Here is a 24984-nt window from a genome sequence, read left to right as displayed (position 1 = left end):
CCCTGCTTATTTATTTACTACATCTATCGAACAACCTTGGGTTTGAAGGGCTGCCTGGCGCTCATTCCATGTCATTGGAGGAAGTTCATTTGGCAGCTCCACCATTTCGATTGCACCATCAACAGGACAAACAATCGAACAAAGATTACAGCCAACACAGTCTTCTTCACGAACCTTCAAATAGTTTTTACCGTTAGGGTCTGAGAGCATATCGATACATTGGTGAGACGTATCCTCGCAGGCAATATGACATTTATTACAATTAATGCATGTGTCTGTATTGATGCGTGCCACAACTTTGTAATTTAAATCTAAATTGCCCCAATCCGAAAATTTCGTGACTGCTTTTCCAGAAAGTTCAGCTACAGACGAAAGTCCTTTTGAATCTAAGTAATTGCTTAATCCTTCTATCATGTCTTCCACGATCCGGAATCCGTGGTGCATAGCTGCTGTACATACTTGTACTCCTATCGCACCCATTAATAGGAATTCAACTGCATCCTGCCAGTTTGAAATCCCACCAATACCTGATATAGGTACATTAATCCTTGGGTTCCTTGCGCATTCCGCCACCATATTGAGTGCAATTGGTTTCACAGCTGGACCGCAGTAACCTCCATGGGCACCTTTCCCTGCGACATGTGGGATGGTGTTCCATGTGTCCAGATCGACTCCCATCAAACTATTGATGGTATTGATCATGCTTATGGCGTCTGCGCCACCTCTAACCGCTGCTTCTGCAGTAACGGTAATATCCGTGATATTCGGTGTAAGCTTAACAATGACAGGAGTTTTTGCGGCTTCTTTAGCCCAATAGGTTTGTTTTTCGACTAATTCAGGAACTTGGCCAGAGGCTGACCCCATGCCACGCTCCGCCATCCCATGGGGACAGCCGAAGTTAAGCTCAAACCCATCGACTCCCACATCCTCGACCCGCTTGACGATTTCATGCCATTTTTCTTGTTTCGGCTCAACCATCAACGAAGCGATAATCGTATGATTGGGGAATCGCTTTTTAGTTTCATAGATTTCTTTTAAATTCACTTCAAGAGGACGGTCTGTAATGAGCTCGATATTATTGAATCCCGCAACTTTATGTCCATTGAAACTCACTGCTGCAAAACGGGAAGAAACATTCAAGATAGGGTCTCCGAGTGTCTTCCAGACCGCTCCTCCCCACCCCGCTTCAAATGCCCGTTGGACCTGGTAACCCGAATTGGTAGGAGGCGCAGATGCTAGCCAAAATGGGTTAGGAGACTTAATTCCTGCTAGGTTAATTGATAAATCTGCCATTCGTTTCTCTCCTTTCGTCAATGAATCTATTGAATGGTTACAGGGCTAATGAGTTTGTGGATAGCATGAGCAGTGAGCTTCCCTTGTTGAGCAGCTGTTACGACCATCGCGTCTCCCTTGCCTTTTCCAAACACGACATCACCGCAAGCAAATACTTTTGGATGGGAAGTCTGATACGTATCCTGATGTACCTTTACAACTCCGCCTTGATGCTCCAAACCAAATTGTTCGATCAAGTCTTGATGTCTTGTTTGCCCAATCGCTTTTATTACTGCATCGACCTCCAATATGAATTCTGATCCTTCAACTGGAATAGGCCTTCTACGTCCATCTTGGTCGGGATCACCAAGCTCCATTTTGATACACTCTATGGATTTTACTTCACCGTTTTCACCGATAATCCTTTTTGGTGCTGTTAACCAACGGAACTCAACTCCATCTTGCTTTGCGAATTCATATTCGAAATCGTAAGCAGACATTTCTTCCTGAGTTCTTCTATAAAGGATCTTGACGTTTTTTGCACCTAATCGAACAGAACAGGTTGCACCATCAATGGCTGTATTGCCTGCACCAATGACCACGACATTTTTACCAAGCAGGTCTTGTGAAATTTCCTTCGTCTTTGTGTCTTTAACAAATTGGATCGCATCATACACACCATCTAAATCTTCCCCAAGTATGGCTAGGGCTGGGACATGAGCCATGCCGACTGCAAAAACCACAAAATCATAAGAATCTAGTATTTCTTGAGCTGAAATATCTTTTCCAACACGAGTATTAGTCCTTATTTCTACATTCAGGGATTTTACCTGTTCGACTTCCCAAAAAGATATGGCTTGAGGCAATCGGAATGATACAATGCCATACGTATTTAATCCGCCGGCCCTTTCTTCCGCTTCGAAAATGGTAGTTGTAAAACCGAGTCGGGCTAATTCTCTGGCTGCTGATAGACCACTTGGACCGCCACCAATGACGGCAACTCTCTTTCCGTTGGTTTCACCAGCCTTGAACAATACTCTTTGATTTTGAATGGCCCAATCCGTGGCATATCGTTGTAGATTGCCAATCATGATTGGTTTTGTGGAATGATTTAATACGCATGCACCTTCACAGAGCTCTTCAGTTGGGCAAACACGAGCACAGCTTGCTCCTATTGGGTTAGAGGTCATAATGGTGGTAGCGGAACCTAAAAGATTACCTGATGCGATCTTCTTAATAAAGGTTGGGATATCAATATCGGTTGGACAGGCTTTTATGCATGGAGCGTCATAGCAATATAAACATCGATTGGCTTCTTCGATTGCCTCTTGCTTTGAAAGTCCTGGATGGACTTCCTCAAAGTTTTTCGGCAAATCGAGTAAAGAGATGTGAGAACCTTTTTCTTTAGGCAAATGTATGTCCTCCCTTTCTAATAGTAAAAATAAGGCTTTACACAACGAAAGATATGTAAACCTAGATTTGACCATTGATTCTCTAAGGCAATATTGACATCATTTCTCCGTACGTCTCAGGGCCTCAATCACGATAGAACTGCCACAGACCACGTACTTCCATACATTTCCCCCTTTGGTAGTTTTATATATAGTAAGTTCTCTCTCTTAATAGAAATTGAACTTTACTTACTTATGCTGGCCAAAAGAAAGCGATTTCATTTTTTTTGCGTAACAAAGGATTAAAATAGTAGAAATAGAGGGCATTTTTTAATTAAAAGTCTCTGTTAAACAGTGTTGTTGATTTCCGTTCCAGGCACTCGCTTTCCGCGGGGCGGGCGGTGAGCCTCCTCGGCGCTACCGCACCTGTGGGGTCTCACCTATCCCGCTGCTCCCGCAGGAGTCGAGTGCCTTCCACTCCAATCAACTAAGTGGAAAAATCAACAATAAGCTTTTACAGAGCTAATTAAAAAAAGAGGAAATGGTAAACTACAATAGTAATTAGTAATAAGTTCTTTTAATTTATCCTATAATTCTTAAATAATATGTAAAAAAGGGTCGTCCAAAGAGAAAAGAAATACTATTTTTCAATAACATAATTATTAGCAACCATTATTTTTCCAACTAATAATACAAACATTATAAGTAGTTGATTAGCATTCTCATTTTTCCGTCATAATATTAAAAAAATAATCGTTCGACAAAACCAAAGAATCCTGTCGACAATAATGGTAGACATCTATCATGCGGTTTTTTATTAAAGATTCAGGTGAGGTGATATGAATGTGTGGAAGATTCACTTTGACCGCTCCCATATATGATATTTTGGAACAGTTTGAAATTGAACAATTCCTACAAGAGGAGTTGTTTCAAACCAGTTATAACATCGCTCCTTCACACTCTGTGTTAGCAGTCATTAATGATGGGGCAAAAAATCGATTGGGTTATTTGAATTGGGGTTTAGTGCCTTCATGGGCTAAAGATATAAAGATAGGATATAAAATGATTAATGCTCGAGCAGAAACACTCTTAGAGAAACCGAGTTTTAAACAAGCTTATTTGAAAAGAAGATGTTTAGTCCTGGCTGACAGTTTTTATGAATGGAAAAGAAATTCTGATGGAACAAAAACCCCGATGAGGATCAAATTGAAGAATGATGAAGTATTTGGGATGGCTGGAATATGGGAAAAATGGCAAAGTGGTGAAGGAAAACCTTATTATTCGTGCTCGGTCATAACGACTGGTTCTAATGAGCTTATTAAAGACATTCATGATAGGATGCCAGTGATATTGGAAAAAGAAGTACAACAACAATGGCTAAACCCCTCGATAACTAATATAAGTCAGCTAAATAGCCTTTTAACCTCTTATAATGAAGACCTAATGGAAACCTATGAAGTGTCAAATTTAGTAAACTCACCTAAGAACAATTCAGTAGAACTGATCCAGCGGATTTGCTGATATACGTTAGCGGATTCTAACTTAATCTTACGACCTGGATATTTCTACTAAAAACACAAAAACCGGAGGGATCCTCCGGTTTTCGATTTTATTTCTGATTTTTTAATAAGTCACGAATTTCAGTTAGCAGTTCTATTTCAGGAGCCACTACATCCTTTTCTCCCACAGCTTGTTCTTCTTTTTTGTCCTTAAAGCTATTTAATAATTTCACAAACAGGAAGATTGAGAAGGTAATGATGAAAAAGTCTACCACACTTTGAATGAAAACACCGTATTTTAAGACTGCATCGCCAACAGGATATGATAATTTTTCAAAGCTCAATCCACCGAGAAGGACCCCAACTAGGGGCATGATAATATTGTCAACAAGGGAGGAAACGATTTTTCCAAAAGCAGCTCCAATCACTACTGCTACCGCTAAATCAAGAACATTTCCCTTGATAGCAAATTTCTTGAATTCTTCCCACATACTGTTTCCACCTTTCAAATATGGAATGATTCTTTTAAAATGTTGAAATTCAAATGTAACCACAAAATTATGTATTGTCATTGAAAGGCTCAAAAACCAGGATCATGAGCCTTTCCATTTTCACTCGTATATAATTATTTTCTAACCTTTACTGAATTCACTAAATCCCCTAAAAAATGATGAATCAAAGTAAAAGCTTCTTCAAATGTCATTTCTTCTTTAAATCCTTCAACACGATTCAACGGAAAGTTCAGGTTCCACAAACCATCTTCATTGCTAAACATTAAACTATATTTCGGGTCTTCACCTTCCAGTTGATGACTTAAATAATCCTTAATGTTAGGCTGGAATTTCTTTTGAAGCTTTAATCCCAATAAAGCTTCATATGTACCAAATACGTCATCTATCTCTAAAGAAAGAGAATCAATACCTAATTGATCAAAGGAATCTCCTTCTATGTAAATAAATTCATTCTTATGTTTTTTTAAATGATCGATCGGTTGTTGTAAAAAGTTAAGACCTTCTTCTGCAATCATATTTTCAGATTCTTTATCGCATCTCTCCATATAGACATTCTCGAATAAATTATCATTTGCCATGTTCCTTTTCCTCCAATACTGTGAAAGTTCTACTATTTATCTGACAATGGTAATGAATCACCTAATTATAATGTATCGGCTAATCTAAGTATATCTATTCTCTCAAAAGGCAATCCTTCTAAGGAATTTTAAACGCTAGGAGGTTTCATTTTGAAAAAATCGATGTTTTGGTTAGTCATGATTATTTTAGTTATATCTAGTACAGCTTGTAGTGTGAACAACGATTATTCAGAAATGGAAGACCATCAGGAAGCAGTGCCCGTAAGTGAAAATAAAGTGGCTCCGCTTCATATAGATGTAATGAATAGTAAGGGGGAAAAAATCGGAAAAGCAACGATTGTAGAAGCCTCAATTGGGGTATCGATTCGACTACAGGCGGATGGTCTTGAACCTGGCGTAAAAGCCATTCATATTCATCAAACTGGAAAGTGTGACAAACCTGACTTTAATTCTGCTGGTACTCACTTTAATCCTTATCATAGGCAGCATGGCTTCGAAAATCCTAAAGGGTATCATTCGGGTGATCTACCTAATTTAGAGGTGTCCCAAGATGGAAAAGTGGATATCGAAATGCATGCTTCTGAAGTGACGTTAATCCAAGGGAAAAACAATTCCTTATTGGACGAGGACGGAAGTGCCCTTATCATTCACGAAAAAGCGGACGATTATAAAACAGACCCAGCTGGCAATGCAGGCAACCGAATTGCCTGTGCTCCCATTGTGAATTAAATACTTTAGGGTGACTCTATATGGAGCCACCCTTGTAATTGTTTTAATCAATCCTATTCAATCTTTCTAAAATTCTTCGTTTTCGGTATAACATAATTCCTACTTCTGATAAATCATTAATCATACTTCGGTTTGTGAATGCCCCAAAAATCAATCCAGCAATAGGGATCATTTGGAATAGTTTTTTCCACCCAAAATTATCTCTATATGTATAAACCACTTCACGCCATCCCTGTAATTGAGAAATCATCTCCCCTGACTTAGCTCCTTCCCTATTAAGCGATGATAAATCATTCAGTATGGCACGCTTTCCTACTATGTCAGCAGAGGAAAATTGCAAACATTTAACGATGAATACTCGTTCGTTTTTTTCATTCGGATCGTATCCGTGGATGATGGCGATTTCTTGTAGTGTCTTTAATGATAGGGCCAAAATCGCTGGAATGTCGATAGCAAGAGTGAATATCCCACCAATGCCCGTACTGGCACCTTGGACCGTGGCCAATTTTTTTCTTTGATGCATGACTTTTTGACAGACCTTTTCCATTGTATATAAAGGAATATCTTTGACTTCCTCCATATTTTCTATAGGTTGGCCTATTTCATTTTCTAGGTCCTTAAGAATATTCTTTTCACTGACTAAGTACTTTCCGCCGTTTTGTATGTAACCTCCCAATTCGTCCAGTAAAGTCCCGATTTTATTATGGAGAAATTGTGGAGTAATCTTATCTAGGAGTTTAAAAGGCAATCTCCCTAGCTTTTCCCAAAACCATAAATCACTTTGATCTTCTTCCCACTTTTTTATGATATCTAATTCTTTAAGTAACTGTTCCTTAGTCTCCACGATTACGATCTCCTTCATTTTCTCATGCTATGGTCATTTTACCACTAAATGTTAGAAGCAATGAAATTTATAAACTTACAGCTACCTTGCTTCTATTTTTGATTGGAATCGTTTATCGTATTATGTGGGATTTTGTTATGAAGGAGAGATGTCAACTTATGATTAGAATATTAATCGTAGACGATGATTCAAATATTAGGGAATTAGTAAAATATCATCTTCAGCTAGAAGGCTATTCAGTCGTAGAAGCTATAGATGGTGAACAGGCAGCCTTGCTACTTAGTCAACAACAGATACATTTAGCGATTGTCGATGTGATGATGCCCAATAAAGACGGGTTTCAATTATGTAAAGAAATTCGGACTTATTATGATTTCCCTGTCATGTTGTTAACTGCTAAAGATCAATTAGTGGATAAAGAAAAAGGTTTTTCAGTCGGTACCGATGATTATTTAACCAAACCATTTGAACCAAAGGAATTGATATTCCGGATCAAGGCCCTTTTACGCCGTTATCAAATGGTAAATGCTGAAAAAATTAGGCTTAATGAAACAATCATTGATCGAAAAAGTTATGAAGTCCACTGTAATGGTAAACTCCTCATGCTTCCGATGAAGGAGTTTGAATTATTATCTCAACTAGCAAGCTATCCTGAACGAATCTATAGTCGAGAAGAGCTTATCACAATGATTTGGGGTTTAGACTACGTTGGAGACGATCGAACGGTAGATGTGCATATAAAACGATTACGGGAACGCTTTGCCGATAAGACGGACGATTTTTCCATTAAAACCGTTCGCGGAGTTGGATACAAGCTGGAGGTCAAAAAGTGAAGACTCTTTATTTGCGGATTGTAGTAACTACTTTACTATTTATGATTATCAGCAGTCTTTTAGCTTTTTTCCTTTCAAATGCGTACTATCAATATTACTTAAAGTCCTTTAACGATCAAAAAGTAACTCACATGGCACTAAATGTACAAAATTATTATCAAAGCAAGGAAGTTAAAGATATTGATTCTTATCTAAAAAACGTCGGTATCTTAGGGTATCAAATGTATCTTACAAATGGAAAAGAAACAGGAACATTTTTTGGGGATCCATTCAGGAACAAAGAGTTATCATTGAAAGTGATTCAAGATGTTTTAAGTGGAAATGTCTATCACGGTATTTCTAAATATCCATCCAAACCATTTAACACTGGTTTTTTTGAAGATTCTCTGATTAATACCATTGGCGTACCATTAGTTAAGGATGGCGAACAATATGCACTTTTTATCAGGCCTAATGTGGAAGTCCAATTTGGAGAAATGCGTTTCTTTTTCGCGGTACTTCTTGTAATAACCGTTGTTCTGAGCATTTTGTTTGTGGCAATAAGTACTAGATATATTGTAAAGCCAATTATTAAACTTTCCGAAGCTACGAAACAAATTGCAAAAGGAGATTATAATATCCAATTACAGACGAATCGAAGCGATGAGATAGGGCAATTGGCAGCTCACTTTTCTAAAATGACAAAAAGCTTGGAGAACCTAGAAGAGATGCGGCAAGAGTTTGTCTCAAACGTCTCCCATGAATTGCAGACTCCCCTCGCTTCGATACAAGGTTTTTCTCAAACTTTAAAAGCAGAAACACTTACTGAGGATCAACGTAAAGAGTATTTATCCATCATTGAGAATGAAAGCAGACGATTGTCCTTGTTAAGTAAGCAATTACTGACATTGGCTTCCTTAGATAAAGACAAGGAAGCGATAGAAATGCATACCTTTGATGTAGCTGACCAAATCAAGCAAGTGTTGTTCTTGACTGAGTGGAATTGGAGAGAAAAGGAACTTGCCATGGATTTGGATATTCCATCAACTTTTATTCACGGAGACCAAAGATTGCTTCACCAAGTATGGACAAATTTGTTAACAAACTGCATTAAATTTACGGAACATGGCGGAACGATATCGATACAATTATCCGAAGTCAACCGAGTATGTCATATTGATATAAAGGATTCTGGTATTGGGATTGATGAAACGGATCTTCCAAACATCTTTAATCGCTTCTATAAAGCCGACAAATCACGAAGTCGAAAAGAAGGCAGTGGATTAGGACTTGCCATTTCCAAAAAGATTATTGAAATGCATAATGGAACGATTACTGCCGAAAGTACCTTAGGAAAAGGCACTACATTTCATATCCGGCTTCCTCAGTTGTAATATGCTGTTCATATTCTGTTCATTTTTCATTCCTATACTGATTTTTGAAGATAACTTTATATAATCATATGGGAATGGAGCTGTACGAATATGTTTCTTGCTTTACGTGAATTAAAATTTGCTAAGTTACGCTATGTTCTAATAGCCTCGATTATGGTTCTGATATCCTGGCTCGTGCTTTTTGTATCTGGCTTGGCTAATGGACTCTCTACTGACAATGCTTCCGCCATTCAAAACATGAATGCAGAGTATATCGTTTTACAAGAACACTCTGAAAATCGATTAAACCGATCTATTTTAACCGAGGAAACCATACAAAATGTAAAAGGACAAGAAGGATCCTCAACACCATTAGGTATGCAAATGACAACTATTACTAAAAATGGTTCTGTACAAAAATGGGATGCCACCTTTTTTGCCATTGATTTTACTAGTAAGTTAACTCCTAAGGTAGTAGAAGGAAAATCGATTTCGAACAAATCAATGAATGAAGTTGTGGCCGATTTATCTTTAAAGAGCGAAGGCGTTGATTTAGGAGATGTAATACAGGAAAAAATGTCTGGAAAGGAATTTGAAATTGTAGGTTTCACTGAAGGCCAGACCTTCAGCCACTCCCCTGTCATTCATATGAACCTTAAAGAGTGGGAGGAATTAATCCAAACCAAGAATGATGCAAAAGCCTCATTTAATGCACTTATTTTGGATACAGATGAAGTGACTGCCCAAAAAATAGCATCAGAGGTTTCAGGAATAGAGGTAATTAGCAAAAAAGAAGCATTGAATGGGATACCTGGTTACAAGGAAGAACAAGGTTCCTTAATCATGATGATTGTTTTTCTGTTTGTTATTGCTGCATTTGTTTTAGCCGTTTTCTTTTACGTCATGACCATCCAGAAAATGAATCAATATGGAGTCCTGAAAGCGATTGGCGCAAAATCCAGTTATTTAGCTCGGACCATTATTTCACAAGTAATGTCGATATCAATCTTAAGTCTTTCTGTAAGTGTTTCCCTTTCCTATGGCGTTGCTTTCATCCTGCCTAAAAGCATCCCTTTTAGCTTAACTCCGACATTGGTTATTGGTTGTGCTGTGCTGTTTCTAGCGGTATCAGTAATTGGCTCCTTGTTATCTCTTTATCGGGTAGTGAAGGTTGACGCAATTGAAGCAATAGGGAGGGCTGCATAAATGAATACGAAACTTATTTTGCATAATATTACTAAGGTTTATGAAGATGGAGACCATGCTGTAACCGTCCTTGATGGGGTCAATTTGCAGGTTCGAGCAGGTGAATTCGTTGCTGTAGTGGGGCCATCTGGTTCTGGTAAAAGTACATTTTTATCTATTGCGGGTGCCTTATTGTCTCCCACTAGCGGCAAAATCATTGTTGGAGATCATGATATTAGTAGGCTTTCTCCTCAAAGAATGAACCAAATACGCTTAAAAAATCTTGGCTTTATCTTTCAATCATCGAACCTTATCCCTTATTTAACGGTTCGAGATCAATTACTTCTGATTTCTGAATTAGCGGGCGTCAGGTCAAAACAAAATGAACAACTTGCTGATGATTTGATTGAACGCTTAGGATTGAAGCATAGGAGAAATCATTATCCAGAACATTTGTCTGGTGGGGAGCGTCAACGAGTGGCCATCGCACGAGCATTGATGAATGATCCTGAATTGATACTTGCTGATGAACCAACCGCTAGCCTAGATGCTGAACGTGGAAGAGACGTTGTTGAATTGTTAGCAAATGAAGTGAAATTAAATAAAAAAGCCGCCGTAATGGTCACACATGATAAACGAGTTTTGGACTTGTGTGATAGAATTGTTTATATGGAAAATGGCAGGTTAATTGAAAAATAGAAATCAGACCTTCCTCGCTAGTGGAAGGTCTGATTTCTATTTAAACACTGGTTCTTTCTTGTTTTTACCACCATGTATCACTTTTATTTTCACTTTTACTTCACTTATAGAATTTTTGTCTAATGGAATTTTTCCATTTTGTTCGATCTTTTTCCAAGTATCGATTTTCTTTCGATATAAAACTTCGGAAAAACGATACATATCAGAATCAATTTTAAGTCCTTCTTTGTAGGTTTTCATAACTTGATTTTTTATTTTTTTATTAGCTGCAGCCTCTATTTTCTTCAAAGGAACGTCTTCTTGTAATATATCAATTATTGCTTTTCCTTCTATATTGATTTTGAACGTTACTTTCTCTCCCTTAACATCTGGTTCAATTTTGGACTTAACCTTTTCTACCAGCAAGCTAACGTCTGTATAATCTGGAATTTCAGCAGTTAATTCATCTCGTTTCAGTTCATTATTCATCCATTTTAAACCCATAGCCTTATTTCCTTTAATGTGGCCCTTAAGTTTATTTGATGTGACCACTGAAATCCCATCAAACATTAATGCATCATGCTTTTGCTTTTCAGTCGAAAACCTTTCTTTTGAAATGGTAACATTTGGTATTTTCGCCTCATGAGCAGGCTCATGTATGGAGAGTAAAATCTCTCTTAAATCCAATGCCCTGATGATCGAGCTCTGATTAAACGAAGCCTCTGGATTACTTAAAAGAGAGTTATTTGTAGATTTTTGATACATTGGCATTGTCGTGAATACCTTATTAATCGGATCCTTTGTCGAATATAGCCATATTCGATACCGTGTCTCACGATATCGATCCATTAATTCTAACATTTGTTCGAGTGCCCCATGCTTTAGTGCCTCATCAGATAATACAAGATAGGTCAGGTGACCCCAAAAAACTTGTATTTGCGTGGTGTGATACATATTGAAAGCTGCTGCATCAATTGACTCTCCAGAAGCATGGGCTACCTCTACCTTTGTTTCAGCCGCACCTCCTGCTGCCTCTGATTTTGCCAATAAGCCTAAATTTATTATCTCAAGATAAACTGTATAGACACCATCTTTAAAATCAATCCCCATACCATGGGCGTATACCATTCCCTCAGGCTCATTGGAGTCCCAACACCCTGTAATTGGCAAAATGGAAATAATAACAAGTATGAGAAGCATTGTTTTTTTAAAATAATGCTTCATTCCGCGCCACCATCTCTTCTGGTTGAGTCTTTTGGATTTAACATACTCGGACGTTTAAAATTCTTCTGCTCTGGTATGCGGACAATTGTTCTTAATATATTCACAAAATTGATCCTTGTGGCCATTTCCAAGTATGGAACCCCAAAGGTTCTAATTTTGGCAAGATATACAAGGATAAAAAATAACGAAATAAATACTCCCAAAAAACCGAAAAGTGACACAAATAATATGACAAAAAACCGAACAAGTGAAACCGTACCAACTAAAGATTGATTGATTAAAGTAAAGGTGGCAACCGAGGATCCAGCAATGACCACCAAAGTGGCTGGACTCGTTAACCCTGCTCTAATGGCAGCATCACCGATAATCAAGCCTCCAATTACACTTAAAGTTTGACCGACTGCCAATGGCAGACGTAAGCCTGCTTCTTTAAAAAGCTCAAACAATAAGAGCATTAATAAGACTTCAGCTGTCGTAGATAAAGGCACACCTCGTCTAGACTCAACAACTGTCGCTAAGAAGGTCAACGGAAGCTGATTTTGATGAAAGGCTGTTAAAGCAATCCAAATGCCAGGAAGGAATGTTGCTACTAGCAAACCTACAAGTCTAATTATCCTTTCAAAGGAGTTGTATGCAAAGGCATATTCCTTATCCTCTGAACTTTTAAGCAGATAGAACATATTGATTGGTGTTACATATCCAAGTGAAACCCCGTCAATTAGTATGATGAACCTACCATTTAACAAGGATTGTGCTGCAAAATCAGGACGCCCAGTATAGTAATAACGTGGAAACATGGTAAACCATTGGTCATTTAATAATTCCTCAAGTTGCGTTCCACTAAAGAGTCCATCAATAACAATCGAATTCAATTTATCTCTTAGCTGTGTAAGGAACTCGTCGTTTGCTATATCCTCCATATATAATAAGGCGACCTTAGTTTTCGTCCTTTCTCCTATTTCAAATGGTTCACTAACTAATGAAGTAGTCCTAAGTCTCTTTCGGATTAATGCCATGTTTATAGTGATATCTTCGATAAAATTGTCCCTAGGTCCCATCAAACTCATTTCAGTTTTTGTTTCCTCTGGATTTCGTTGAGGACGGTCACATATATCTACAGAAAAAACAGAGCCCTCGATACCAAAATCGATGAATAGCTTTCCTGCAAAGATATCTTTAATCACTTGATTTGAATCTGTAACCACATCAAATGAGGGTAAATGAATACCATTCAAAATTTCTTCCTTTGTTGGTTTCACATCCAAGGTTTGAAAAAATGCTTCAAGAGTCTCGGGAATTTTTCTATATAAAATTTCCGTACTTATGAGACCTATGCAATAAAAAAGGACTACCCTATGCTCGTTGTAATTAAAAGAAACAAATTTAACATCTGTACATTTTTTAAACAATTGGGTTAAGCTTTGTTCATTTATTGGAACTGATGGTTCGGATGTATCCCTAATCACAGGTGTTTCTTGTCCTGATTTTTCATTTTTATTAGCTTTTCTTTTACTAAACCACATCTTTTGACCTCCTTTCCCTATTTGCAAATATCGCAACTATTACACCAAGGAGAATAGAAAAACCAAATAGAAACCAAAAAGTGTAAGGTAAAATTTTAGTTGACAAAATATCTGTATATTGAAAATCACTAATTGGTAGCATAGTAAATCCTGCAATCATTAAAATTACAAAACCTAAACTCCAGCGTTCTGCGTTTTTCTTAAATGGGATCAACTCTCTAATTAGAAGCAATAGTAATGATATTCTAATGAATGCACCTGATAGCCATTGATAGATGGATAAGAAATCAACATGCTCAATAAAGTGCCCAATTGTAACAAGTCCCCACTCTTCATATGCTGGAAAACGGAGTTTTGAAGCTTCAATTGGACCAAATTCTACTATAGCCCCCATCAACGGCCCCATAGTAAGGCCAGTCAGAATGAGTGCGATAATAGCTAAATGTTTATACTTAAAAGGTTTATCTGTTTTATGTTGAAGTAATACAAAAAATAATATTTCAATCATACCTGATGCCTGATAAATCATGCTTTTGAAAACGGGAGTATAACCATTCTCTAGAAATGGTGTCAAAAGGGTATAATTTTTATGTTTAATATTTGAAAAAGCAACAAAGAATCCTAAAATTACAATCAGTATCAATAAGATGAAATTCACGATACTGATTGTTCTGAAATCTGTTCCTGCAAGAATCAAGCAAATCAGACAAATGACAAAGATCAGAATTAAAGGAGGTGTTTCTGGCAGGAATGCAATGCCAATCCATGTAATCGTTTCTCGTAAAGTCACACCAGCAAGTATTGTTAGATAAATAATCACTGTTAATAGAATGACATAAGTTAAAACTTTTCCAATTTTCCCACTCAACCATTCGAAAAGATTTTGGCGCTTTGTATTTTTTTGAATAAAAAGTAGGAGAAAACACCAGACCAAAGTTATACATAGGACTAAAAGTGCCCCCATCCACGCGTCTCTTCCCCCTGCTTGTATCATGGGTGGGATTACAATAACATGATTTTGCATTCCGACTGAAGTCATAAATAATAAAATTAATTGAGTCACTGTAATCGAATCTTGATTTTTTATTGCTACCACCCCGAACAGAATTATATGGAAATTAGTATTTGTTGATTTTCATTGCTTATGCATAACAGGTATTTGAAAGAAAAGTATAAATGAACTAAAAAAACCCGCCGATTGGCGAGTTTAGGTAGGGATACCATGAAAAAGAAATAAAGTTCATACACTATTTTACTTCCAGTAATCCTTCATTAGTTCAGAAACCCAAGGAGGCTGCTTGATTTCTTCGCTAGGTAAGAATTCCTTCATTACAGGCTTTATATCAATGATAGGTGTTCCATCAATCGCATCTAAACCCTTTACATAAAGCTTTTTCCCTTCCTTTTTAATCAATGTGACGATAGTTGCACCTATTTTATTCGGTCTATTTTTCCCTCTTTGTGCAAAAATCCCAACCTCAGGCCAGTCCTGATTGTTTCTTGGATGCCTTGAGCCATATTGAATTTTTTTGTCTTCAACAAGGTGGAACATATATAAAATTTCTAAGTGTGAAAACGTATCGATTTCATCTAAACAACTTTCATCGAGATTTTGTGTAATTTCGATGACTGAAATTACTTCACCCCAAAAATCGTCTTCCACTTCTTTTCGTTTATTTAGTACGGTTCCAATTGCTTGTATCGAAAACATAAAATCTCTCCCCTTAAAATAAATGACCTTTTTTCTAACCCATTACAGCACAAAAATTAAGCCTGAAACTCATTTTCCATAATTTTTATACTAATAATTTAAACCTTGTGAGTAAGCTAGAAAAATATCATAGATGTTTCATTTTACAAAAATAGCCGTCGAGTATAAATCGACAGCTATTTTTGTTTGGTAGATTTTTTCTTCATTTAAATTGTGCATCTGATTTATTTATGCACTTGCCAAGTTATGGATGCCTCTTTAATCCATTCGTCGACCTGAGATTTATTAAAGTACTTTTTCCCTCTTAATTCGATATAGGGAATAAAGGTATATGTATTAAATGTCCCTGCAGCTTTACGTAGCTGATCTTGCTGATATATGACCGTTTCAAGATCATCAACTGGTATACTTAAATATTCAGCCGCTTCCTCCATATTCATCAAACCAGTTGCTGCTACTTCACTATTACTTTGTTTTTTAGGAAAAGAACTGCTTAACTGAAAACTGCAGTATATGAGAGAAATGCTTAATAATACGATTGATATAGCTAAAAAATTATTTTTCAAAGGCGTACCCTCTTTCGTTGTTTTTTACACTTTATTCCACAACACTAGTCCAAATCCCTTGTCAAATTGTAAATTTATTGAAAAATCCCCCTTCATGATTTTGAAGGGGGATTGATTTTATTTTTGGAATTGAACTTTATGGAGGTTTGCAAATACCCCATCCATCTGTAATAATTCTTCATGATTACCTTGCTCACTAATTCCTTCATCCGTAACGACAATAATACTATCTGCATTACGAATAGTGGCAAGTCGATGTGCGATGACAAGGGTTGTTCTATTTTTAGACAGTTCGGTTAGTGCTTTTTGGATGATTTGTTCGGTTTCTGTATCCAACGCTGAAGTGGCTTCATCCAAAATCAGGATTGGTGGGTTCTTTAAGAACATTCTAGCAATTGCAAGCCTCTGCTTTTGTCCTCCAGAAAGCTTCAATCCCCTTTCTCCGATTTGAGTTTCATATCCATCAGGCAATGATTGTATGAACCCTTCAAGATGAGCCCGTCTTGCAGCAGAAATGATTTGTTCATCCGTAGCATCCAACATCCCATAGGCAATATTTTCACGGATGGTACCCGTAAACAGGAACACATCTTGCTGGACAATTCCAATTTGAGAACGAAGGGATTGCTTCGTCATATTTCTAATGTCAATTCCATCAACAGTGATACTACCAGATTTCACATCGTAGAAACGTGGTATCAATGAACATATGGTTGTTTTCCCAGCTCCGGAAGGACCCACGAATGCAACCGTTTCACCTGCCTTGATTTTAAAGGAGATGGAATCTAACACTGACTTTTTATCATCATATGCAAAGGTCACATTATCAAAATGTATATTCCCTTTCAATGACGACACTTCAACAGCATCTTTCACGTCGACTACATCTGGCTCTTGATCTATTAATTCTGTAAATCGTTTAAACCCAGCCATACCTTTTGGATACAATTCCATCAAAGCACTGATTTTATCAATCGGTTTGAAGAGGACATTTACGTACAATACAAACCCTACCAATTCACCGTAGGAAAGCTGTTTAGTAAAACTCAACCATGCACCAACAACTAACACGGATAATGTCACGAATCGTGTCATCATATATATACCTGATGAACTAAAGGACATCACTTTATATGCCCCTAACTTTGCTTTCCTAAAACGATTGTTATCGACTGTGAATCTTGAAATCTCGAAATCTTCATTCGTGAATGATTGCACTACACGTGCCCCAGATACACTATCTTCAACACGCCCGTTCACATCGGCAATATTGCTATACATATTTCCCCAAGCTTTATTCATCTTTAAATTGCTAATGACAATAAGAAGAATTAAGAATGGTAGAATACAAATTGTGACCAGAGCAAGTTTTACATTAATCGTTAACATAATCCAAAATGCCCCTACAAAGGTCATGATCGTAATAAAAACATCCTCTGGACCATGATGGGCAAGCTCACCAATATCAAATAAATCATTCGTTATCCTACTCATAATATGTCCTGTCTTCGTATTATCAAAGAAACGGAAGGATTGTCTTTGCACATGGACAAATAACTGCTTCCTCATATCCGTTTCAATATTAATACCAAGCATATGTCCCCAATAGTTCACAACAAACTGGAGGAACGTATTGATAAGATATAACGCTAATAATGCAATACTTACTGATACAATCGTAGACCAATCCCCACTTGGCAGAAGCTTATCAATGAACCATTGGACAGCAACCGGGAATGCGAGTTCCAAAACAGCAACCACAATGGCACTACTGAAGTCGAGGATAAACAATTTTTTATGAGGCAGATAATAAGAAAAAAATCGCTTTAACATAGTTGTCTCCTAACGAATTTAATAAACATAATAGGATTATAGTTTGAAAAGTTATATAATTCAATATTTTGGTAGGCATGAGGACTTATTTGCGATAAAAAGATTATTTTTTGGGGAAATCTGATTTATTCGTTTTATATCTTCTTTGGATGGCGTTTATTCTTCAATTCACCTCTTTTTCCTTCGCTCCTTAGACCATTGTTCATCTAATTTCTAAAAACCTCCCATTTTATCCTTCACTCTTCAGACCATGGATCCGGTTATATTCTAAAAACCTCTCATTTTATCCTTCACTTGAGGTGCAATATCCTTCACTCTGCCCCTGATATCCTGCACTTTTTCTAGATTTACCCTTCACTTTTCAAAATTTATCCTTCACTTTTTCGATAAAATTGATTTTTTCCCACGAATATCTTCTTTTATCCACTTCTTAGGGCATTTATCCTTCACTCTACTCCTTTTTCCCTTCACTTGAGGGTCAATATCCATCACTCTAACCCTTTTATCCTTCACTCTTCAGTCCATTAATCAGGTCATATAAAAAAACTTCTCATTTTATCCTTCACATTAGATCCGTTATCGTTCACTCTACCCCCGATACCCTTCACTTTTCAAAATTTATCCTTCACTTTTTTGGAAAAATTGATTTTTTCCCACGGATATCTTCTTTTATCCACTTCTTAGGGCATTTATCCTTCACTCTACTCCTTTTATCCTTCACTTGAGGGTCAATATCCTTCACTCTAACCCTTTTATCCTTCATTCTTCAGTCCATTAATCAGGTCATTATTAAAAAACCTCTCATTTTATCCTTCACATTAGATCCGTTATCGTTCACTCTACCCACGATATCCTGCACTTTTGCTAGCTTAACCCTACACTTTTTAAAATTTATCCTTCACTTTTTCGGAAAAATTGAATTTTTCCCACGAAAAACTTCTTTTATCCACTTTTGAGGGCATTTATCCTTCACTCTAACCCTTTTATCCTTCACTCTTCAGTCCATTAATCAGGTCATTAAAAAAACCTCTCATTTTATCCTTCACATTAGATCCGTTATCGTTCACTCTACCCACGATATCCTGCACTTTTGCTAGCTTTACCCTTCACTTTTTAAAATTTATCCTTCACTTTTTTGGAAAAATTGAATTTTTCCCACGAAATACTTCTTTTATCCACTTTTGAGGGCATTTATCCTTCACTTAACCACTTTTATCCTTCGCCTTTCTGACTTTATAGTACAGCTTAATCAAACCGAGCTTAACAACCATCCCAATTAAAAAACGGGACAATGCCCACCTCCTAAACTCTTATACATAAACCTCTATTGAACTTCTCTAATTCATCATAAAAAAGGCCATAACCAGTTTTAATCCTTTAATACCTTTGTACATCTGGTTCAAATAGATTGATTTTATACAGTAGTCCATGAAATTTTGCAGCTGGCACAGGAATTGCTGGATAAATCATTCCTGAAATGAATTTTATAAACCCCTATTTTATTTATGAATAGTGTTCGCTCAAATAGAATGAATTTTAAATTAATCAATCATTAAAATCTGAATAAAAAAAGACACTTGGAAAATCCAAGTGTCTTAAGTAAACGATTATTCAGCGTCAAATACCTTAACTTCTTTCATTACATCGCCGTTTCTCATGTTCAATGCTGTCTCTAAGCCGGAAGTTACTTTTCCGAATACAGTATGAACACCATTTAAGTGTGGTTGTGGTTCATGAACGATAAAGAATTGGCTTCCACCTGTGTCTTTACCAGCATGAGCCATAGATAGAGCTCCAGCTACGTGCTTATGTGGGTTTCCTTGTGTCTCACATTTGATTGTATAGCCTGGACCACCTGTTCCAGTACCTGTTGGGCATCCACCTTGGCTAACGAAGCCAGGGATTACACGGTGGAAATTCAAACCATCGTAGTAGCCTTCTTTTGCTAGCTTTTCGAAGTTTTCTACAGTTCCAGGTGCTTCATTTGGGTATAATTCGAATTCAATTTTCTCGCCGTTTTCCATTAGTATGTATCCTTGTTTAGTCATGGAAATCATCTCCTTTGTAAATAAAATCAGTTATTATCATATCATTTTTCCCAATGGAATGAAAAGCGTGACACATTAACCCTTACGTTATCCTCAAAATCCTGTTATGATAAAGTCGAAAAAGAATCTAGGAGAGACAATATGAGTGTACATAAAGCAATCAGCAAGCATGTTAATGGCCAGAATGAAATTATCCGTCATTTTGCTTACTTAGACGAGCAACGTGAACGTTTCATTGAAGAAGCAGCAGCTCTTTGTAAAAATGGTCAACCATTTTCGACCGACCAAATTAATGCTGTTACAAAGGAAATGAATGAACTTTCCATGAAAATTGAGAACCTTCCTTCCCGTAAGCAGGTGACTCAAGAAATGGTAAGGGAATTTGTGAATCGCATCGGGCAATAATCAGCAATTGTTGAAGAGTCAAAAAGGAAAGTGCCCAACATCATAAGCGAAAAAAGACTAAGATAGACAGAAATAACTTTGTCTATCTTAGTCTTTTTTTTATCCTATCCTACTTATCATCGAAAGCTAGGCATTATTTATATAGAATATCATCCCTCAGAGAAGCGACTTTTGTTAACGCTGTATCTATGTCCCTTTCACTAACTCCAAAATGTGCCAGAGAGTCATGTAGATGAGTCGCGATTGCATCAAAATGTGCTGGCTGTAAATTCATACCTTCGTGTGCTTTTGCCATTGATTTCCCTGTATATTGATGGGGACCGCCTAATGCAAAACTAATAAATTTAGCTTGATGGCGACGTTGTTTTTCCATATCAGTATTTTTAAAGAAATGATTAACAGTTTCATCTTTCAAAACTAATTCAGAGTAAAAATAGTCTACGACTTTCGCAATAGCTTCTTCTCCTCCTACTTTTTCGTAAAGTGTTTGCTCCATAAAAATTCACTCCTATTTCATTAATATAGGAGTATTTTCCACAGAAACCTTATAATTACTCTTTAAAAATTTTTTTCATTTATTTAAAACAATACCCTCTTTATAATTGGATATTTAAAAGTTTAGATCAAATAGGATTAGGTAATTTTAAGGATGGATAGGATTAACTCGTACAAATTCCACAAAATAGTATGAAATGACTGTATGGATTTAATGCTTTTGCCTTTAATGTAGCCGTTTTGTTTCACCTACTATTATAGAGTAACATTCGAAAATGGAGGGAAGCATGAAGAGGAAATTTATCATTATTTTCACATTGGTATTTACATTTGTTATTAGTCTCGGTAATACAACCAGTGCCGCAACACCAATCAGCGATCCAAACTTACGAAATGCATTATCAAAGGTAAGAGATACCGGACAAGTTATTATAGTGAAAGCAAAACCATATTCAAGAACTGCTACAGTACAAGGTTTCGAGAAAATCAATGGACAATGGATGGCTTCTTTCCAACCTATTCCTGCTGTGATTGGTAAAAATGGAATCGGTAAAACTACAGAGGGTGATGGAAAAACGCCAGTTGGGGCTTATCAAATTGGAAGTACTTTTGGTTGGGCCAAAAGTCCAACTAACATGAAAATGCCCTATAAACAAACGAATAAGTTTCATTATTGGGTGGATGATACAACATCTAGGGATTATAACAAATGGATGTATTATACAGGAAACCCTTATTCCCGTTGGAAATCGTTTGAACGGTTAAACCATCCTTTATATAAATATGCATTTGTCATTCGCTTTAATAACCAACCGATCGTAAATGGAAAAGGAAGTGCAATCTTCTTTCACGTATGGAATGGTCCAACCACATACACTGCGGGATGTGTGGCTGTAAGTGAGAAACATGTAGTAAACATTCTTAGATGGCTCGACGCGAAGAAAAAACCGATCATTGTAATTGGTGACCCTAATTTGATTAATTCATCTATTATCAATTATTAATAATTGGCTAGAATTCAAGAAAAAAGACTTGTGGCAATCACAAGTCTTTTTTGCTTGATTTATTAAATATTCTCAGATCGTTCTACAGCTCCTTTAATCCAATTCAATCTCCAGCACGACCGGACAATGATCACTGCCCATTACATCCGAATGGATTTGTGAATCCTTTATATTAGGAGCTAATCGGTTTGAAACAATGAAATAATCGATTCTCCATCCGATATTTCTTTCCCTTACTTTAGCCATATACGACCACCAAGTATAGGATTCTGTCTTTTCTGGATAAAGGTATCGGAACGAATCCACAAAACCAGATGAAAGCAGTTGTGTCATTTTCCCTCTTTCTTCTATCGTGAATCCTGAATTACCCATGTTTGATTTTGGGTTCCTTAAATCCATTTCAGCATGTGCCACATTCAAGTCACCACAATATATGACAGGTTTAATTCTTTCAAGTTCAACTAAATGGTTTAACAATTCATCTTCCCATTGTAGACGATAGGATAGTCTTGCAAGGTCTCTTTGTGAATTAGGGGTATAAACATTAACTAAGAAAAAGTTTTCAAATTCAAGAGTCAATATCCTACCTTCGGCTTCCTCATCGGCCAATCCAACTCCATATTTAACAGAGATGGGTTCTTTTTTTGTGAAAACCGCAGTCCCTGAATACCCCTTTTTTAATGCGTAATTCCAGTACTGATGGTATCCTTCAAGCTCCAGTGTAATTTGACCTGCCTGCAACTTGGATTCTTGAATACAAAAAATATCTGCATCAATGGCATGGAAATAATCTAGAAAGCCTTTTCCCACACATGCCCTAATTCCATTCACGTTCCAAGATACTAATTTCATATATTTTCTCCTCTTATCTATTCGGTATAATCAACTACTATAATAAAATAGCATAATTGTGTTAAAGATTATCATTTATTTGTTTGTAAGATAACAAAAAACAGAGTATCACAAGATACCCTGTTTCGATAAATTCTTTATTTATTTTTAGGATAAACTATTTCGTCGATGATCCCATATTCCTTGGCTTCTTCTGCAGTCATAAAGTAATCCCGATCAGTATCTTGGTTGATTTTCTCGATTGGCTGGCCGGTCCTACCAGCAATGATGCCATTGATCAGCTCACGATGTTTTAATATTCTTTTAGCCGAAATCTCGATATCAGTCGCTTGCCCTCTTGAACCTCCCAAAGGCTGGTGAATCATGATTTCACTGTTTGGGAGAGCAAATCTTTTTCCTTTTGTCCCAGCCAATAATAGCATCGCACCAAATGATGCTGCCATCCCGGTACAAATTGTCCTTACATCAGGTTTAATGTATTGCATCGTATCAAAGATGGCAAATCCTGCTGAAATCGAACCACCAGGGCTATTGATGTAGATGGATATATCTTTATCAGGATTATCCGCTTCAAGGAATAGGAGCTGTGCCACTACGCTATTTGCGATATGATCGTTGATTTCATCTCCAATCATGATAATCCGGTCTTTCAATAATCTTGAATAAATATCGTAAGAACGCTCTCCGCGACTGCTTTGTTCAATCACATAAGGAATCGTGCTCATTGTTTTGTCCTCCTTCATAATTCGCGGCTATGCAGCCAAATAGAGAGATGAGAAGGAAGTAAACTTGTTTTTGTTTTGGACTGGTTCCGTAGCAAGGCTCGATAAACTTGGGAACAACGGAATGGCGATTAATAACACCGATGGATCATCGGAGGAGATGGCTGATAGGAACAATTCTTTAATTTTCCTTTCCTCCTCTTCGTTCATGAAATGGACTTTCTTCGATGATGTGAGCGAATCGTTTCCATGGGAGTGAAGTCTTTGTTTAGCCCTATGGAGGGTAGATTTGACAGCCATTTCAGTTGTATTTAGGATTTCGGCAATTTCCTTGATTTTATAGAGAAACGCTTCCTTTAATACAAGAACGACCGCTTGCTTTGGAGTCAATATTTCCAATAAATGCTCCACCACTTCATTTCCTTGAGTTTGTGTATTCCAAGTTTTGTCCTGTAATTGATCGGTCAATTGCTCTTCCTGTTGCCTAGCCTTTTTCCTCGTGATATCAATCCAAGTATTATAGGCGATTTTTTGCAATAAAGAATGACAGACCGATGATTCAGGATAAGAGTTCAATGCTTTAATTAAGGTTTCTTGGGCAAGGTCATCCCCATCCCAAACGCTCTGTGTTAGAAACCTACAATACTGCTTTATGCGCGAAAAATATGGATCCCATTTCGTTTCCTCGTCAATTTCTACCTTGTTACTAATTACTTGTAGGTGAATAGCTTTGCCAGCCATCTACCATCACTCCTTTTTCATCCCTCTGCTATTTAAACGAAAACAGAGAGGAATTAGATACGGGTGAGAAAAAATTTTTAGAAAAAGTTATAAAGACCATTTTCGAAGTAATCATATTCTTCTTCCGTAATTAGTTTTTCTCCATATCCTTCATAAAAAATAACACTATCATTCTTGTGGTCAAAGATTCCTTCTTTTTGTCGGACAGAAAGGCTTACATCATAACGCGGGTCACCATATCCTCCACCGCTCCAATCAATGATAGCCACGATTTTTTGGTCTACCACTAGAACATTATCGATTGTGAAGTCTCCATGAATCAGACATGGCTGAATTGGTTCTGGCCTATGTTTAATCAGTTTATCCAATAATTCAAGTGTTCCTTCAGTACCATATGTGATCAAGTTATATTTTGCTTCATTAAGCTTAGCTTCCAGCCAATCGGAAGGAGTGATTAATGCAGGGGGACAGGTTACTGAATGGATTCTGTTGAGTGTTGCCCCAAATTCGAAAATCAGGTTCCGTCTCACTTCCTTGTTCTTTGTACGCATTAGTGCTTCTCGCAAAGTTATTCCTTCGAAGTACTCCAATACTGCCCAAACCTGCTCATCATCTATATGTGATAAGAAAACCTTAGGAATGGGAAGGTCAGTATGGAGAGCGAGCTCGTTCATTACTTCAATTTCTTTTTTAAGCCAAAGATTGTATTTTTCTTTCTTTGTTCTCTTTAACGCAAACGTACCCTTTTTCGAATAAACAATGGCTACATCTGATGCCCACCCTTGGCGTGGGAATTCTAGTCTTTGAATTTCTATAAAAAATTTCTTAATGGGATCTGGGATTTCAATGCTCATGATTGGTTCCACCATGATTGCCTCCTGATAAGCCTTTTCACCATACTATATGACATTAGTAATCAAGCAACAAGCATAAATTTGCGAAATTTTCCCAATATGTTGTCTATTAGCATAGTATATATCAATTCCT

Annotated in this window: 25 protein-coding genes; 8 read left to right on the top strand and 17 right to left on the bottom strand. The window is 37.0% G+C overall.

The genetic code is table 11. The annotated features are described in order from the left end of the window. Positions 1 to 6 precede the first annotated feature (6 nt). Both preA and G3O09_RS15200 read right to left on the bottom strand, forming a co-directional pair. Complete coding sequence (gene preA / locus G3O09_RS15205; protein WP_163102344.1) at positions 7 to 1293, bottom strand: NAD-dependent dihydropyrimidine dehydrogenase subunit PreA; 1287 nt, start codon at positions 1291 to 1293, stop codon at positions 7 to 9. 26 nt (positions 1294 to 1319) lie between these two features. Next, entirely contained in the window at positions 1320 to 2684 is a 1365-nt protein-coding gene (locus tag G3O09_RS15200) for an NAD(P)-dependent oxidoreductase (RefSeq protein WP_240338454.1), read from the bottom strand. An 822-nt stretch (positions 2685 to 3506) separates the two neighbouring features. Between G3O09_RS15200 and G3O09_RS15195 the strand changes: the two genes are divergently transcribed. After that, complete coding sequence (locus G3O09_RS15195) at positions 3507 to 4184, top strand: SOS response-associated peptidase (RefSeq protein WP_163102342.1); 678 nt, start codon at positions 3507 to 3509, stop codon at positions 4182 to 4184. 88 nt (positions 4185 to 4272) lie between these two features. On the opposite strand, the gene mscL is transcribed toward G3O09_RS15195, so the two are convergent. Continuing rightward, the gene (gene mscL / locus G3O09_RS15190) at positions 4273 to 4653 is read right to left on the bottom strand and encodes a large conductance mechanosensitive channel protein MscL (RefSeq protein WP_163102341.1); all 381 of its coding nucleotides are present in this window, start codon (positions 4651 to 4653) and stop codon (positions 4273 to 4275) included. 134 nt (positions 4654 to 4787) lie between these two features. Further along, positions 4788 to 5252 (bottom strand): branched-chain amino acid aminotransferase, encoded by a 465-nt coding sequence (locus tag G3O09_RS15185; protein ID WP_163102340.1) that lies wholly within the window; start codon positions 5250 to 5252, stop codon positions 4788 to 4790. A 150-nt stretch (positions 5253 to 5402) separates the two neighbouring features. On the opposite strand from G3O09_RS15185, the gene G3O09_RS15180 reads away from it, so the two are divergent. Then, positions 5403 to 5981, top strand: a complete 579-nt coding sequence (locus tag G3O09_RS15180) for a superoxide dismutase family protein (protein WP_338048415.1) — start codon at positions 5403 to 5405, stop codon at positions 5979 to 5981. Positions 5982 to 6024: 43 nt separating this feature from the next. Here the strand turns inward: G3O09_RS15180 and G3O09_RS15175 are convergent, their stop codons facing one another. After that, positions 6025 to 6825, bottom strand: a complete 801-nt coding sequence (locus tag G3O09_RS15175; protein ID WP_163102339.1) for an EcsC family protein — start codon at positions 6823 to 6825, stop codon at positions 6025 to 6027. Positions 6826 to 6983: 158 nt separating this feature from the next. On the opposite strand from G3O09_RS15175, the gene G3O09_RS15170 reads away from it, so the two are divergent. The 4 genes from G3O09_RS15170 (at position 6984) to G3O09_RS15155 (ending at position 10894) form a co-directional block, all read left to right on the top strand. After that, positions 6984 to 7658, top strand: a complete 675-nt coding sequence (locus G3O09_RS15170; RefSeq protein ID WP_163102338.1) for a response regulator transcription factor — start codon at positions 6984 to 6986, stop codon at positions 7656 to 7658. Beyond that, positions 7655 to 9031, top strand: a complete 1377-nt coding sequence (locus G3O09_RS15165) for a sensor histidine kinase (RefSeq protein WP_163102337.1) — start codon at positions 7655 to 7657, stop codon at positions 9029 to 9031. Before G3O09_RS15170 ends, G3O09_RS15165 begins: the two co-directional genes overlap by 4 nt. A gap of 90 nt (positions 9032 to 9121) precedes the next feature. Continuing rightward, positions 9122 to 10216: an ABC transporter permease gene (locus tag G3O09_RS15160; RefSeq protein WP_163102336.1), complete on the top strand. Its 1095-nt coding sequence runs from the start codon at positions 9122 to 9124 to the stop codon at positions 10214 to 10216. Next, entirely contained in the window at positions 10217 to 10894 is a 678-nt protein-coding gene (locus G3O09_RS15155) for an ABC transporter ATP-binding protein (RefSeq protein WP_163102335.1), read from the top strand. Positions 10895 to 10930: 36 nt separating this feature from the next. Here G3O09_RS15155 and G3O09_RS15150 read toward each other — a convergent pair whose 3' ends face one another. The 7 genes from G3O09_RS15150 to G3O09_RS15120 all read right to left on the bottom strand — a co-directional run bounded on the left by G3O09_RS15150 (position 10931) and on the right by G3O09_RS15120 (position 19778). After that, a complete protein-coding gene (locus tag G3O09_RS15150) occupies positions 10931 to 12097 on the bottom strand; it encodes a Ger(x)C family spore germination protein (protein WP_163102334.1) in 1167 nt (388 codons plus the stop codon). Further along, the gene (locus G3O09_RS15145; RefSeq protein WP_163102333.1) at positions 12094 to 13620 is read right to left on the bottom strand and encodes a spore germination protein; all 1527 of its coding nucleotides are present in this window, start codon (positions 13618 to 13620) and stop codon (positions 12094 to 12096) included. The genes G3O09_RS15150 and G3O09_RS15145 overlap by 4 nt, the downstream gene beginning before the upstream one ends. Beyond that, entirely contained in the window at positions 13610 to 14683 is a 1074-nt protein-coding gene (locus G3O09_RS15140) for an endospore germination permease (protein WP_240338453.1), read from the bottom strand. Before G3O09_RS15140 ends, G3O09_RS15145 begins: the two co-directional genes overlap by 11 nt. Positions 14684 to 14872: 189 nt before the next feature. Further along, complete coding sequence (locus tag G3O09_RS15135) at positions 14873 to 15331, bottom strand: SAM-dependent methyltransferase (protein ID WP_163102332.1); 459 nt, start codon at positions 15329 to 15331, stop codon at positions 14873 to 14875. Between the two features lie 224 nt (positions 15332 to 15555). Beyond that, positions 15556 to 15897, bottom strand: coding sequence for a helix-turn-helix domain-containing protein (locus G3O09_RS15130; protein ID WP_163102331.1), 342 nt, complete (start codon positions 15895 to 15897; stop codon positions 15556 to 15558). Positions 15898 to 16014: 117 nt separating this feature from the next. Next, positions 16015 to 17730: an ABC transporter ATP-binding protein gene (locus tag G3O09_RS15125; protein WP_163102330.1), complete on the bottom strand. Its 1716-nt coding sequence runs from the start codon at positions 17728 to 17730 to the stop codon at positions 16015 to 16017. Between the two features lie 1607 nt (positions 17731 to 19337). Continuing rightward, a complete protein-coding gene (locus G3O09_RS15120) occupies positions 19338 to 19778 on the bottom strand; it encodes a peptidylprolyl isomerase (RefSeq protein ID WP_163102329.1) in 441 nt (146 codons plus the stop codon). A gap of 141 nt (positions 19779 to 19919) precedes the next feature. On the opposite strand from G3O09_RS15120, the gene G3O09_RS15115 reads away from it, so the two are divergent. Then, positions 19920 to 20183, top strand: a complete 264-nt coding sequence (locus G3O09_RS15115; RefSeq protein WP_163102328.1) for a DUF2533 family protein — start codon at positions 19920 to 19922, stop codon at positions 20181 to 20183. Positions 20184 to 20316: 133 nt separating this feature from the next. On the opposite strand, the gene G3O09_RS15110 is transcribed toward G3O09_RS15115, so the two are convergent. Next, positions 20317 to 20679 (bottom strand): group I truncated hemoglobin, encoded by a 363-nt coding sequence (locus G3O09_RS15110; RefSeq protein WP_163102327.1) that lies wholly within the window; start codon positions 20677 to 20679, stop codon positions 20317 to 20319. Between the two features lie 286 nt (positions 20680 to 20965). Here G3O09_RS15110 and G3O09_RS15105 point away from each other — a divergent pair, with 286 nt between their 5' ends. Continuing rightward, positions 20966 to 21682, top strand: a complete 717-nt coding sequence (locus tag G3O09_RS15105) for a L,D-transpeptidase family protein (protein ID WP_240338452.1) — start codon at positions 20966 to 20968, stop codon at positions 21680 to 21682. 93 nt (positions 21683 to 21775) lie between these two features. Here G3O09_RS15105 and G3O09_RS15100 read toward each other — a convergent pair whose 3' ends face one another. The 4 genes from G3O09_RS15100 to G3O09_RS15085 all read right to left on the bottom strand — a co-directional run bounded on the left by G3O09_RS15100 (position 21776) and on the right by G3O09_RS15085 (position 24866). Beyond that, positions 21776 to 22534: an exodeoxyribonuclease III gene (locus G3O09_RS15100; RefSeq protein WP_163102326.1), complete on the bottom strand. Its 759-nt coding sequence runs from the start codon at positions 22532 to 22534 to the stop codon at positions 21776 to 21778. A 137-nt stretch (positions 22535 to 22671) separates the two neighbouring features. Further along, complete coding sequence (gene clpP, locus G3O09_RS15095) at positions 22672 to 23277, bottom strand: ATP-dependent Clp endopeptidase proteolytic subunit ClpP (RefSeq protein ID WP_163102325.1); 606 nt, start codon at positions 23275 to 23277, stop codon at positions 22672 to 22674. A 9-nt stretch (positions 23278 to 23286) separates the two neighbouring features. Beyond that, positions 23287 to 23997 (bottom strand): sigma-70 family RNA polymerase sigma factor, encoded by a 711-nt coding sequence (locus G3O09_RS15090; RefSeq protein WP_163102324.1) that lies wholly within the window; start codon positions 23995 to 23997, stop codon positions 23287 to 23289. Positions 23998 to 24074: 77 nt separating this feature from the next. Next, on the bottom strand, positions 24075 to 24866 hold the full coding sequence (locus tag G3O09_RS15085) for a phosphotransferase family protein (protein ID WP_240338450.1): 792 nt from the start codon (positions 24864 to 24866) through the stop codon (positions 24075 to 24077). Positions 24867 to 24984 lie beyond the last annotated feature (118 nt).

This window comes from Peribacillus alkalitolerans, assembly GCF_010882125.1.
GTDB lineage: Bacteria > Bacillota > Bacilli > Bacillales > DSM-1321 > Bacillus_BN > Bacillus_BN alkalitolerans.
The sequence above is the reverse complement of the archived record's forward strand: the minus strand, read 5'-3'. Positions and strand labels throughout refer to the sequence as shown.